We start from the raw sequence: 12,745 nt of genomic DNA, 5'->3' as shown, positions 1-12,745 counted from the left end.
TCGTCCTAGACGTGGATCTGGCGGCCTCCCGCAAACGCCCAGTTTTCCCAGGTCGTTTCCTTGAACACCACCATTGCGTTCTCCGGGTTATGCCCCGCCGAGCTGAGACCGGCCATCAGGTGCGCCAGGAACTGTTTCTTCACCTTGACACTGCGCCCGGCGGACAAAAGGATCTCGATGAGCACGAAGTCATCGGTTCGACTGCCTTGAACGTCCGGGTAATGGCGATCGAAGCGAAAGTCTTCTTCCGACAACTCAAGCACGCGATGAAATCGATCGGTTTCAGGCACCCCGACGCTGACCAAGGCATCGTGCACTGCCTGCAGAACCGAGTCCTTGAACGCGCCAGACTTCGGGCGAAGGACCGTAAGTGTCACGAGGGGCATTGTCTTCTCCTGCGAGGTCTAACGTCTGAACTAGGCCGTGCCGATAAGCGGTGTGGCTTGAAGCCTTGTTAGACCTGCAGCGACTGGCTGAGGTGCCTGACGCAGGTGCTACTTTCTCTTGCAGCACGTACTTGCTGGCCAAGAGTACGCCCTCCAATTAACGGCCAGCAGCACAGAGACGAAGACAGGTTTATTTATGCCGAGCCGGGAGATTCAAAAATAAATCTGTCCCCTTTCTATCAACGCTTTGTTAAGTTTTTGTTTCGATGATTGGCACCAAATTGTCTGACTCCCGCAATGGCTTACGCGAGTACTCGCTATATGAAAGATATGTAATGTCAATTGCAATGCCAAATTCCAACCCGATGTCGTCCAAGATATTTTTCACGTCATAAAAGACTTGAAGGGGATAGTCACAATGGTCGTCTACCACAACAAGTAAATCTATATCATTAAAACTATCACGCCGAAAAAATGATCCGAAACCAAAGACTCCAAATATCTCTGACTTACCTTCTAAACGTAATTGGATCGCCGTCTTTATCTTTTTTCTGATAATTCCAATAATCATCGCGCCACAGAGCTCCAGACATTTCATCTGTTACATAAAGACCAATATGGGAATCTAGGCAGAGATCTTTGGCTTCAGATTGATAGCCATTCCACCCTCCACCTATATAGATAATATCTAATTCGCCAAACTCATCTATTGCCCTATCAACCATGGTTCGCCCCATAGTATATTGCCTAAGACAAAGTACTTTCAGCGTGTCTCCCTGCTGAACTCGCGATACGGAAAAAAGAATGTCATTTGATCTGCTCACGGCAGAAACATTTTGGTGAGTCCTTAATAGGCGATCTAAAAATGTAATATCACAGTAGGGAGTTCCCCACTCATTGCTTCCATTTGCCATTATTCAAATCTCTCCGAAAACACTTCAGGGAATAAAGCATAGCTAGACATGCGACAATACTGGTTCGCCTCAAAGGAGGTTGCATGATTTTTAAACAAAAGAAAGGCTTTGTAATCATCGGAATCAAGAAGCTTCATGTTCGCCTCAACCATATTGACAATCTTTTGATTATTGGGAATCACCGTGTCTAGCTTTCGCAAATTCCATATTTTGTATGAATTAGATCCAGGGTCCTCTTGAGCAATTTTTGACTGAGGGCCATATTCTTGCCAGATCAAATTATTCTCCATCAGGAGTTTTGATACTTTACCCTTCAGCTCATCGACACTCTCATAAACAACCTCACTCATTCTGAGTCTGATTGCATACTCATGATCGCTTTTCCACTGATGAAGCTGCTCTATGGTAAACGTGCCTTCAGGTGATTTATCGATATGTCTATGGCAAGTTGGACAAAGAAGAATAAGGTTAGGATACTTATCTGAACCACCTCCTTCCTCTCCTCGCGGCCCATCTTCACTTCTTGCTATTATGTGGGCCATCTCACCAACGTTGTAACTATTCGACTCTTGCAAAATCGCTGTTAAGTCAGTCCGGCAGGAAGGGTTTGAGCATATACCCGCTGCTCTACCCCAAAGCAATTTACCGTCTGCTTCGCTAATTGCCATGCTCGATGAACCCTCTAAAACTTAACAGTGATTAGATGGAATTCCGCGCTAATGCATAATCATGGAATTTCCGTATAACTCCGCTCGCCCGATTTTTGGGGCTCTAAAAAATATTGGTCTTTTAACGACCTACGTCCTGCCTCGCACAATCGCCCGTATTCGCTTGACTTAACTTTTTCAGGCACAACCCAACACCCGCCTACGAAAACAATTCGTACCGGTATGGAGGGCGCGGGAGGGCTTAAGGCAAAGGAAATGAAGATGGCGCACGCAACGATCCCTGTTTGACGTCTCGACTGAAGCTACTATTTCGCCATCATCATTGTCTAGTCTACAGCGAGAGTTCTGACGGGCGGCTTCAGCGTTTGCAAGCGCTAAACCCGCAACCCCGTTTTCTTCAGTATCCTGCTGCTCACCAGCATCTCATCCGCTCGGCAGGCATCACCAAGCAGCTGTCGGATCTGCGCCCGGTAATCTTCGATTTCCTCAGCATTGCGGCCATGCACCATAGCGAACAGGTTGTAGCGCCAGCCGTCGCGGCGGGGGCGGCGGTAGCAGTGGCTGACGAAGGGTTGTGAGCCGAGCAGTGGACCGAGGCGGGGAGGTGGGCGTCGTCCACGTCCCACACGGTCATGCCGTTGTGCTTGTAGCCAAGCCGGTAGTGGTTGGGCACGGCGGCGATGCGGCGGATGGCGCCGTCGTCCTGTAGCTGGCGCAGCAGGGCCAGCACGGTGTCTTCGTCGAGGTCCAGACGTTCGCCGATCCAGGCCCAGGGGTTGTCCACCAGCGGCAGGCCGGACTGGGTGAGTTCCACCAGGCGGCGCATCAGGCCGGGATCAAACCGGCCATCAAACTGACCATCAAACCGAGAAATGCAGGCCGACATGGTAGGTCTCCTCCTTGGGCAGGTTGAGTACCGGGAGGCCGGTCTGTGACTCGATGTGGGCGATGGTTTCGGCGATGCCTTCGGGTGTCGCGCAGCCCAGTACGAACCACATGTTCCACTCGTGTTCGCGGCGATAGTTGTGGGCGACTTCGGGCAGGGCGTAGAGCTGTGCGGCAACTGCATCGAAACGCTCTTCGGGCACGGACAGCGCAGCCAGAGTGAAGGCGCCGCCCAGACGGTCGATGTCGAACATGGGGCCGAAACGGGTCAGGGTGCCGTCGTCCAGCAGCGCCCGGACACGGTCGCGCAGGATCTGCGGATCGCTTTTCAGTTCATCGGCCAGCGCCTGCCAGGGCTGCTTTACCAACGGCAGGCCATATTGAAGGCGGTTGATCAGGCGGCGGTTGAGGTCATCCATGGGCCAGTTCCCGAGCAGCGGATGGAGCATAGCGGGCACCGCACTGCTTGAAGGCGCGGGTGCTGAACAGCAACTGGTGCGGCACTTCACTCAATCCGTGCTCGGCCAGCAGGTTTTCGATCAGTTGGCAGACCTGTTCGCGCTCACGGCCGTGGACCATGCAGAACAGGTTGTAGGGCCAATCCGGCAGGCGGCGTGGACGCTGGTAGCAGAGGTTGATGCCGGCGGCCTGGCCGAGGCGCTGGCCGATCTCGTCGACCTGCTCGTCGGGAATGTTCAGTACCAGCATGGCATTGGCGCGAAAACCCAGCGCGCGATGCTTGAGCACCAGGCCGACACGGCGGAACAGCCCGTCCTCGCTCCAGTGCCGGACCTGTTCGAGCACCGCCTGTTCGCTGGCGCCGATGCGCTCGGCCAGCGCCTGGTAAGGACGGGCGGCAAGCGGCAGGCCGGCTTCGAGCAGGCGCCGTAGGTGCATGGCTTGCAGGTCGTTGAGGGTGCCGGTCATGGCGCATCTCCAATGGGAAAGCCGAGGTCGATGCGGTAGGCGCATTCCATCGGCAGGTCCAGCGGCGTGAGGCCGGTTTCCGCCTCGATCTGTGCCAGCAGGGCGTCCAGGTGCGTGCGGTCAGGGCCGGTGATCACGAACCAGAGGTTATAGTCATGCTCGCGCAGGTAGTTGTGGTTGACCTCGGGGTAGCTGTTGATGCGCGCCGCCACGGCTTCGAGGCGATTGGCCGGCACGGCCAGCGCCACCAGCGTGCTGGCACCGGCGCGGCTGTGCTCGAAGACGGGACCGATACGCGAAAGCCCGCCGCTTTGCTCGAGTTGCTGGAGGCTGGCGAGGATCTCTTCTTCGCTGCACTCCAGCGCCTCGGCCATGGCGCGGTAGGGCTCGGCGCACAGCGGCATGCCGTGCTGGAAGCGGTCAATCAGGCGGCGGCTGAGGCTGTCGAGTTGCATGTCACAACCCCGTCTCGTGGGCGCGGCTGCTGAAGAAGATGCCGCTCGGGCTTTCCGCCGGCAGGCGCTTGAGCAGTTTCAGCGTATAGGGGTCCCAGACTTGAATCTCGCCGCCGTCGCGCACCGACAGCCAGAGCTGGTCGCCGCGCGCGGTGAACTCCATGTGCAACACGGCAGGGCCAGGCTCCAGGGTGGCGATGATCTCGTGGGTTTCGCTGTCGATGACCTGCACCTTGCCATTGTCCGGATGGGCGAAGTTGACCCAAATCTGCCGCGCATCGGGGCGTGCCATGACGAAGATCGGCTGGCCGGCAACGTCGATGGCGTCGGTCTGCTGCCAGTTCTCGCTGTCCATCACCAGCACGCGGTGCTGGCCAACCGCCGGGACGAAGGTCTGGTTGCCGGCTACGGTCCAGCCTTCGAGATGCGGCATCTTGTAAACCGGCAGTTTTTGCTGGCCGCGGCCGTAGCCGTCGAGGATGCGTTCGACGCCGCGCTCGGGGTGCCAGAGGTCGATCTTGGCCATGCCATCCTCGCCGAACAGGCCGGCGACGTAGTAGCGACCTTCGGGGGTCAGCAGTGCATCGTAGGGCTGGTTGCCGATGTTCTCGAAGCGGGTGATCTGCGGCGTGTGGCTCTGGCTGAAGTCCAGCAGCCAGGTTTCGCCGGTATCGAACAGGCTGTAGATGAAGCGCTTACCCGGCACGTCGGTAACGCCCACCACGCGGGAGTTGCGGCTGCCGTCGGGCAGCGGGGTAGCGGGAATGTCGGCCACCAGCTCCAGGGTGTCGGCGTCGAAGACTTTGACGCCGCCCGGCTCGTAGTTGCCTACCGCGATCAGGCTGCCGTCCTGGCTGATGGCGCCGCCGATGCTGTTGCCGCCCTGGAGCACGCGCTTGTCGATGCGTTGGCGCAGCAGGTCGACCTTGGTCAGGCCGCCGTCGCGGCCGAAGACATAGGCGAAGCGCTGGTCGCGGGAAAATACCACCGAGGCGTGGGACAGGTCGCCCAGGCCCTCGATCCGCGCCAGGCCGCTCATGCCGCTGCTCTCGATTAGCTGCAGGCTGCCGGTGGCGCGTTCCACCACCACACCCAGGTCGCCAGTGCCGCGCAGCGGTTGTTGCGCGCAGCCGAACAGCAGGCTGGCCGCGGCCAGCAGCAGGAAGGGACGGATCATGGCTTTGGATATCCTTCGAGAAGCAGATCGACCAGCCAGACGATGTCCTGCTCGGCGAGCAGGGCGTTCCAGCCGGGCATGGCGGTGCCGGGGCGACCATGGGTCACGGTGGCAATCAGATTTTCACGGGGTTTGCCGGCCAGTGCATCACGGGTGATAGCGGGGCCGAGGCCGCCGGTCATGCGCAGGCCGTGGCAGGAACCGCAGTCCTGCACGAGCAGGTGTTCGAGCTGGGCTTGGCGTTCGGCATCAGGTGCCGCGGCCAGGTCAGCGGAAATCAGGAGGAGAGACGCCAGGGCGAGCCCCAAACGCGATACTGCATGGCGGGACCGGATCATGACGTCCTCCTGGACGTTACTTCGACATTACTTCTGGCTAAGAACCCATTCAGCGAGGATCTTGGCTTCTTCTTCGGTTACAGCGTTTGGCGGCATCGGGATCGGGCCCCAGACGCCTTGGCTGCCGTTCTTGATGTGGCCGGCGAGCAGGTCGGCGGCGCCGTCCTGGCCCGCGTATTTGGCGGCGACTTCCTTGAATGCCGGGCCAACCAGCTTGGCATCGATGCTATGGCAGGCTGCGCAGGGCTTGCTCTTGAATAGCGCTTCGCCGTCCTGGGCCACAGCCGGTTGCAGCATCATTGCGCCGCCCAGGGCGAGCAACGGAACCAGTATTTTCTTCATCAGTACTTCCTCAAGGCTAAAGGGAGGAATCTTGCGTTCCTCCCGGTTTGGCACTCAGTAGATGTCGTGCTGAGTGTTATGAACGTTAAATTTACCCGTTGGGGTAATCAATCTTTTGTCCCTGATCACCTTTTTCAGCTTCAGGGTCTTGTCATCGACCACCACGATAGCCGAATCCTCGTCCTGACCGCTCCACACAGAGAACCAGACCTCGTTACCCGCCTGGTTGTACTCCGGTTGTACGACCCGCTTGGCGCCGTCTTTGATCCCTGACCAGTCGCCGATCGGCAGTACTTTGTAGCCGGCTTCGAGGTTGTTGATATCGAACACGGCGGCCGACTGGCTGACCTTGGCGTCAGGGTGGAACGTGGTGTCCAGATACAGGTGGTCGGATTTCGGGTGCGTCTTGATGAACAGCGATCCGCCGCCCTGGCCTTTGAGCGTCTGCACGACTTTCCAGGCGCTGTCCGGATGCTTGTCCGGGTCGGTGCCGATCAACGAGATGGTTTCGTCACCCAGGTGGCTGGTGGCCCATACCGGTCCGAACTCGGGGTGCATAAAGTTGGCGCCGCGGCCCGGATGCGGGATCTTGCCGACGTCCACCAGCGCCGCCATCTTGCGGTCCTTGGAGTCGATCACCGCTACCTTGTTGGAATTGTTCGCCGCCGTCATGAAGTAACGGTGGCTCACGTCCCAGCCGCCATCGTGCAGGAAGGGCGCGGTGCCGATGATTGTGGTGGTCAGGTTGTCGATGTCTTCGTAGTTGACCAGCATGACTTTGCCGGTTTCCTTGACGTTGACGATGAACTCGGGATGTTCGTGAGAGGCGATGATCGCTGCGACGCGTGGTTCCGGATGGTATTCCTGAGTGCCGACGGTCATGCCGCGAGTGGAGACGATCTGCAGCGGCTCCAGGGTCTCGCCGTCCATGATGGTGAACTGTGGCGGCCAGTAGTCGCCGGCGATCACGTACTTGTCCTCGTAGCCCTTGAACTTGGAGGTTTCCACCGAGCGGGCTTCGATGCCCACCTTGATTTCGGCAACCTTCACCGGCTCCTTGCCCCAGAGATCGATCATGTCGATCTTGGCGTCGCGTCCGATCACCAGCAGGTAGCGGCCCGAAGCGGACATGCGCGAGATATGCACGGCGTAGCCGGTGTCGATGGTCTTGACGATTTTCTTGGTGTCGCCATCGATCAGCGCGATCTTGCCATCGTCACGCAGGGTGACGGAGAACAGGTTGGGCAGATCGAGCTTGTTCATCTGCTTGGTCGGACGGTCCTCGGGCTTGACCAGTACCTTCCAGGAGTCCTTCATTTCGGCCATGCCCCACTCGGGCGGCGTCGGTGGCGTGTGCTGGATGTATTTGGTCATCAGGGTGATTTCATCGGCGGTCAGGCCGCCGGAAGTGCCCCAGTTCGGCATGCCAGCGGGCGAGCCGTAGGTGATCAGCGCTTCGAGAAACGCCTGGCCGCGTTCCTGGGTGATGTCCGGCGTCAGCGGCTTGCCGGTAGCGCCTTTGCGCAGCACACCGTGGCAGCCGGCGCAGCGCTGGAAGTAGATCTCCTTGGCCTTGTCGAACTCGGCTGCGCTCAGGTCCGGCGCGCCGGGGGAATGCACCACCTGGGCGCTCGCAGGATCGATGCTGGAAGCACGCCCTTTGTACGCCGCATCGGCGCTTTCGGGATTGGTTGCCGCCTGGGCGACTGCCAGACCGAGCAGTGAAAAGCCGGCGATGAAGCCTGCCAATACTGGTTTGCTCATACTCTTTCTCCTTCTGACCGCATCTTGCGGTTCCTGCTAATGACGGCGATGTGGCAGTTCCCGGGGCTTGCTGTGCGCGGTTTGCATCCTAGAGAGAGCCGTTGCGAATGCGCTTGATGGCAATCAAGAGTGAGCCTGGGATTGGGCAGGCGTGACGTCGTGTCGCGGGTCAAGGCTGATAAGACGACAGAAGCGTTGGGGCTGGACGGAAAAGCGGCTGCAGCCGGCAAGTCAAAACAGTCAACGGCTGTGGGGAAAGCAGCCGGACGTTAAAGCTAAAGGCGGTCCAGTGCTGCTCGGCTTCTCGCGCATGCACCGAGGGGGGGGCGCCTTCGTCCGGCTTTCCAGCATCCAGCCTCAGCCTATTTCCGTCAGGGCTTGACCGTAATCAAGCTTCGCCGGCGGATGGCTTGAGGGGGTAGGGTGTGGCGGGTAGTTTGGTGAGCAGATGAATAACCAACTGCCGCAGTGAGGTATTGCCAATGAACGCGCCCGAGAATCTTGTCGGTGTGCCCGATGCGCCGTTCTATCAATCGCTGGGTAACGAAGAGGCGCTCTTCGAGCAGGCCTGGCGACACGGTATGCCGGTGCTGATCAAGGGCCCGACCGGCTGCGGTAAGACCCGTTTCGTACAGTACATGGCGCATCGTCTGAATCTGCCGCTGTACACCGTGGCCTGTCACGACGATTTATCCGCCGCCGATCTGGTCGGCCGCCATCTCATCGGCGCTCAGGGCACCTGGTGGCAGGACGGCCCGCTGACCCGCGCGGTGCGCGAGGGTGGCATCTGCTATCTCGATGAGGTGGTCGAAGCGCGGCAGGACACCGCCGTGGTGCTGCACCCGCTGGCTGACGATCGCCGCGAACTGTTCATCGAACGCACCGGCGAAGCGCTCAAGGCGCCGCCGGGCTTCATGCTGGTGGTCAGCTACAACCCCGGTTACCAGAACCTGCTCAAGGGCATGAAGCCCAGCACCCGGCAGCGCTTCGTCGCCATGCGTTTCGATTACCCATCGGCCGCCGAGGAACAGCGCATCGTCGCCAACGAGGCGCGGGTGGATGCCGCACTGGCCGCGCAGGTGGTCAAGCTCGGGCAGGCGTTGCGTCGCCTCGAACAGCATGATCTGGAGGAAGTCGCCTCGACCCGCCTGCTGATCTTCACCGCACGCATGATCCGTTCCGGCATGAGCCCGCGCGAGGCCTGCATGGCGTGCCTCGCCGAGCCGCTGTCGGATGATCCGCAAACCGTAGCCGCTTTGATGGATGTGGTCGATGTCCACTTCGCATGAACACCCCGCCCTGACGAGCCGCCGGCTGCCGGGCGATCTGGCGATGTGGTTCTTCATCCTCGCCGAGCTGACGGTCTTCGCCATTCTGATTCTGGCGTTCGCCGTCACTCAATTACTAAACGCCGAGACGTTTCGCGAAAGCCGCGCGGCGCTGGACAGCTCCATCGGGCTGGCGCTGACGTTGAGCCTGCTGACCTCCGGTCTGCTTGCCGCGCTGGCGGTGGAGCAGGTGCGCATGGATCGGCCGCGTCGCGGGGCGGCGTTGCTGCTGGCCGCGTTAGCGACGTCCTGCGTCTACGTGGTGCTCAAGCTAAATGAATACAGCCATCTTTCCGGGCTGGGTCTGGGACTCGAACACAGCACCTTCTTCACGCTTTACTGGATTCTCACCGGCTTTCATTTCCTGCACGTATTGCTGGGAATGGTCATCCTCGGCTGGATGGCCGAGCGCTGCCGTCGTCAGACCTACAGAGCTGATGATCTCGCCGGGCTGGAGTCAGGCGTGCTCTATTGGCACATGGTGGATGTGGTCTGGGTGGTGCTGTTCCCGCTGGTCTACGTGATCAACTGACGAGGTCGTGATGTCTGCTTCGAATGTGCTGATTGTTTGCTGGCTAGCGCTGGCCGCACTGTCCACGGCTACGGTGGTGCTCGGCAATGCCGGCTCGACCTTGCTACTCGCTGGCGCAGTGCTGGCCGTCGCGCTATTGAAGGGCTGGGTGATTACCGAGCGCTTCATGGAAATGTGCCACGCTCCCGTCATGTGGCGCTTGCTGATGCTGGGCTGGCCGCTGGTGATGGCGGCTGGGGTGATCCTGACGCTGGTTTGAGTTGTGCCAGGCCGGGCATTGGAAGCTCGCGCTCTGGTGGGCTGAAGCCGACCTGCTGTCCGGTTTCTGGCTGAAGCGAGTAGGGTGGGCCGGGAGGCGTTCCGCTTCAGCCCACCGATATCGGCACTCTTGATCGTCCCCATGCTCCGCATAGGCGCGTTGCGCTGGGCGCTCTGTGTCCGTTTTCAGTATTCCCGCGTACCAGTGCCGTGACGGATGCGTTCTCGCGGCGCGTGGGCCGCACTCTGGTGGGCTGAAGCCCACCCTACAGCCCTGCGGTTTGCCACGCGGGAGCATGGGAACGATCAATACTGCGGTATTCCCGCACCGGAGCATTCTCTTTCCTTCCAAACGGTTTCAGCGAGGTAGGGTGGGCTTCAGCCCACCGATACCGGCAATAGCCTGTACTGCTGCGTCTTTTTACTCCGGCTCAACCTTCGTCTGCCCGTTTTGCATGGGTATCGGTAAAGCCCACCTACAAGACTGGAGACGAAAAGCTCTTGGTTGCCCACACCGGAGCAGTCCCCTCTCCCCGGCAGTTTGTCCCGATTAGAGCGCGGTGTTTTTTGGGGAGAGGGTTAGGGTGAGGGGCTGCCCTTGTTGCCCTGCACCGTCCCCCAAACAAACGCCAAAGTGCTATTTCAACCTTCGATCCAGCCCCTGCCGTGCTCTCAACGCTGCCCCTATACGCCTCATCTAAACCCGACTAAAACGTTTGGTCTTTTTTCTTGATTACCATCAAGCAGGTTTAGATAGCTGCCTTCTTAAACTGGCCACGCCAACGCCATGAGGAGGCGACCATGTCCGAGACCTTTACCAAGGGGATGGCCAGGAATATTTACTTCGGGGGAAGCGTGTTCTTCTTCCTGGTATTCCTAGGCCTGACCTATCACACAGAACAAACCTTCCCAGAACGAACGAATGCATCGGAATTGACCGAGGCGGTAGTGCGCGGAAAAGAGGTCTGGGAAAACAACAACTGCATCGGCTGCCACAGCCTGCTGGGCGAAGGTGCTTACTTCGCGCCGGAGCTGGGCAATGTCTTTGTTCGTCGTGGCGAAGATGCGGCGTTCAAGCCCTTCCTGGCCGCCTGGATGAAGGCGCAGCCGCTGGGCGCCCCGGGACGCCGCGCGATGCCGCAATTCAACCTGAGCGAGCAGGAAGTCGACGATCTGGCGGAGTTCCTCAAATGGACTTCGAAGATCGATACCAACAACTGGCCGCCAAACAAGGAGGGCTAAGAGATGAGCATCATGAATCCGCATCTCAAATTCCAATCGCAAGCGGTCGCCAAACCCTACTTCGTGTTCGCGCTGATCCTGTTCGTCGGGCAGATCCTGTTCGGCCTGATCATGGGCCTGCAGTACGTCGTCGGTGACTTCCTGTTCCCACTGCTGCCATTCAACGTGGCGCGGATGGTTCACACCAACCTGCTGATCGTCTGGTTGCTGTTCGGCTTCATGGGCGCGGCCTACTACCTCATTCCCGAGGAAGCAGACCGTGAACTGCACAGCCCGAAACTGGCCATCATCCTGTTCTGGGTGTTCGCCGCAGCCGGCGTGCTGACTATCCTCGGCTACCTGTTCGTTCCTTACGCCGGGCTGGCGGAGATGACCGGCAACCACCTGCTGCCGACCATGGGCCGGGAGTTCCTGGAGCAGCCGACGATCACCAAGATCGGCATCGTGCTGGTTGCCCTGGGCTTTCTCTACAACGTCGGCATGACCATGCTCAAAGGTCGCAAGACCGTGATCAGCACGGTGATGATGACCGGTCTGATCGGCCTGGCGGTGTTCTTCCTGTTCGCCTTCTACAACCCGGAAAACCTGGCGCGCGACAAGTACTACTGGTGGTTCGTGGTGCACCTGTGGGTGGAAGGTGTGTGGGAACTGATCATGGGTTCGATGCTGGCCTTCGTCCTGATCAAGATCACCGGTGTCGACCGTGAAGTGATCGAGAAGTGGCTCTACGTGATCATCGCCATGGCCCTGATCACCGGCATCATCGGTACCGGCCACCATTTCTTCTGGATCGGTGCGCCCGAGGTCTGGTTGTGGTTGGGTTCGATCTTCTCCGCTCTTGAGCCGCTGCCCTTCTTCGCCATGGTGCTGTTCTCGCTGAACATGGTGAACCGTCGCCGTCGGCAACACCCGAACAAGGCCGCATCGCTCTGGGCTATCGGTACGACTGTAACGGCGTTCCTCGGTGCCGGCGTGTGGGGCTTCCTGCATACCCTGGCTCCGGTGAACTACTACACCCACGGTTCGCAGCTGACTGCCGCCCATGGCCACCTGGCTTTCTACGGCGCCTACGCGATGATCGTCATGACCATGATCAGCTACGCCATGCCGCGTCTGCGTGGTCTGGGTGAAGCACCGGATGCACGGGCTCAGCGCATCGAAGTGTGGGGCTTCTGGCTGATGACGCTGTCGATGGTTGCCATCACCCTGTTCCTCACCGCCGCTGGCGTGGTGCAGGTCTGGCTGCAACGCATCCCGGCGGACGGCGCGGCGATGTCCTTCATGAATACCGCCGACCAACTGGCCATCTTCTTCTGGCTGCGGTTGATCGCCGGGGTGTTCTTCCTGGTCGGGCTGGTCTGCTACCTGTACAGCTTCAGGCAGCGTGGCCGGGTCACCGCGGACGTGCCAGCAGCCGTTGCTGCAGCCTGAGTCTGATGTGAAGTGAAACGACGGCCCGGCTGACTCCAGCGGGCCGTCGTCGTTTTCAAACTGCGTTAGGGGCCGTTGACGTATCGCTCCCGGACCGA

General features: G+C 59.4%; 15 protein-coding genes and 1 pseudogene. 5 read left to right on the top strand and 11 right to left on the bottom strand.

Features of this window, described 5'->3' with window-relative positions:
* Positions 1-5: 5 nt before the first annotated feature.
* From NA645_RS13185 to NA645_RS13135, 11 genes and pseudogenes are all read right to left on the bottom strand, one after another.
* A complete protein-coding gene (locus tag NA645_RS13185) occupies positions 6-386 on the bottom strand; it encodes a tautomerase family protein (RefSeq protein WP_256049219.1) in 381 nt (126 codons plus the stop codon).
* A gap of 509 nt (positions 387-895) precedes the next feature.
* Positions 896-1,300: a hypothetical protein gene (locus tag NA645_RS13180; RefSeq protein WP_256049218.1), complete on the bottom strand. Its 405-nt coding sequence runs from the start codon at positions 1,298-1,300 to the stop codon at positions 896-898.
* Complete coding sequence (locus NA645_RS13175) at positions 1,300-1,968, bottom strand: HNH endonuclease (protein ID WP_256049217.1); 669 nt, start codon at positions 1,966-1,968, stop codon at positions 1,300-1,302. Before NA645_RS13175 ends, NA645_RS13180 begins: the two co-directional genes overlap by 1 nt.
* A 374-nt stretch (positions 1,969-2,342) precedes the next feature.
* Positions 2,343-2,854 (bottom strand): annotated as a pseudogene (locus NA645_RS13170) (nitrite reductase).
* On the bottom strand, positions 2,829-3,272 hold the full coding sequence (locus tag NA645_RS13165) for an Lrp/AsnC family transcriptional regulator (protein ID WP_256049216.1): 444 nt from the start codon (positions 3,270-3,272) through the stop codon (positions 2,829-2,831). Before NA645_RS13165 ends, NA645_RS13170 begins: the two are co-directional and overlap by 26 nt.
* Positions 3,265-3,780 carry an AsnC family protein gene (locus NA645_RS13160; RefSeq protein ID WP_256049215.1) on the bottom strand — a complete coding sequence of 172 codons (516 nt, stop codon included), beginning with the start codon at positions 3,778-3,780 and terminating at the stop codon, positions 3,265-3,267. The genes NA645_RS13165 and NA645_RS13160 overlap by 8 nt, the downstream gene beginning before the upstream one ends.
* Complete coding sequence (locus NA645_RS13155) at positions 3,777-4,235, bottom strand: Lrp/AsnC family transcriptional regulator (RefSeq protein WP_256049214.1); 459 nt, start codon at positions 4,233-4,235, stop codon at positions 3,777-3,779. Before NA645_RS13155 ends, NA645_RS13160 begins: the two co-directional genes overlap by 4 nt.
* A 1-nt stretch (position 4,236) precedes the next feature.
* Positions 4,237-5,412 (bottom strand): cytochrome D1 domain-containing protein, encoded by a 1,176-nt coding sequence (locus tag NA645_RS13150; protein WP_256049213.1) that lies wholly within the window; start codon positions 5,410-5,412, stop codon positions 4,237-4,239.
* Positions 5,409-5,750, bottom strand: a complete 342-nt coding sequence (locus NA645_RS13145; RefSeq protein ID WP_256049212.1) for a c-type cytochrome — start codon at positions 5,748-5,750, stop codon at positions 5,409-5,411. The genes NA645_RS13150 and NA645_RS13145 overlap by 4 nt, the downstream gene beginning before the upstream one ends.
* Positions 5,751-5,777: 27 nt before the next feature.
* Complete coding sequence (locus NA645_RS13140) at positions 5,778-6,092, bottom strand: c-type cytochrome (protein ID WP_256049211.1); 315 nt, start codon at positions 6,090-6,092, stop codon at positions 5,778-5,780.
* Between the two features lie 54 nt (positions 6,093-6,146).
* The gene (locus NA645_RS13135) at positions 6,147-7,856 is read right to left on the bottom strand and encodes a nitrite reductase (protein WP_256049210.1); all 1,710 of its coding nucleotides are present in this window, start codon (positions 7,854-7,856) and stop codon (positions 6,147-6,149) included.
* Positions 7,857-8,338: 482 nt separating this feature from the next.
* Between NA645_RS13135 and NA645_RS13130 the strand changes: the two genes are divergently transcribed.
* The 5 genes from NA645_RS13130 to NA645_RS13110 all read left to right on the top strand — a co-directional run bounded on the left by NA645_RS13130 (position 8,339) and on the right by NA645_RS13110 (position 12,647).
* Positions 8,339-9,145, top strand: coding sequence for a CbbQ/NirQ/NorQ/GpvN family protein (locus NA645_RS13130; protein WP_272892060.1), 807 nt, complete (start codon positions 8,339-8,341; stop codon positions 9,143-9,145).
* Positions 9,129-9,716: a cytochrome c oxidase subunit 3 gene (locus NA645_RS13125; protein ID WP_256049209.1), complete on the top strand. Its 588-nt coding sequence runs from the start codon at positions 9,129-9,131 to the stop codon at positions 9,714-9,716. The genes NA645_RS13130 and NA645_RS13125 overlap by 17 nt, the downstream gene beginning before the upstream one ends.
* A gap of 10 nt (positions 9,717-9,726) precedes the next feature.
* Positions 9,727-9,975 carry a cytochrome C oxidase subunit IV family protein gene (locus NA645_RS13120; RefSeq protein ID WP_256049208.1) on the top strand — a complete coding sequence of 83 codons (249 nt, stop codon included), beginning with the start codon at positions 9,727-9,729 and terminating at the stop codon, positions 9,973-9,975.
* Positions 9,976-10,775: 800 nt separating this feature from the next.
* The gene (locus NA645_RS13115) at positions 10,776-11,216 is read left to right on the top strand and encodes a c-type cytochrome (protein WP_256049207.1); all 441 of its coding nucleotides are present in this window, start codon (positions 10,776-10,778) and stop codon (positions 11,214-11,216) included.
* Between the two features lie 3 nt (positions 11,217-11,219).
* Positions 11,220-12,647, top strand: a complete 1,428-nt coding sequence (locus NA645_RS13110) for a cbb3-type cytochrome c oxidase subunit I (RefSeq protein WP_256049206.1) — start codon at positions 11,220-11,222, stop codon at positions 12,645-12,647.
* Positions 12,648-12,745 lie beyond the last annotated feature (98 nt).

Source organism: Stutzerimonas stutzeri, assembly GCF_024448955.1.
Classification (GTDB): domain Bacteria; phylum Pseudomonadota; class Gammaproteobacteria; order Pseudomonadales; family Pseudomonadaceae; genus Stutzerimonas; species Stutzerimonas stutzeri_AQ.
Note: the sequence above shows the minus strand (reverse complement) of the source record. Positions and strands in the feature narration are given on the sequence as shown.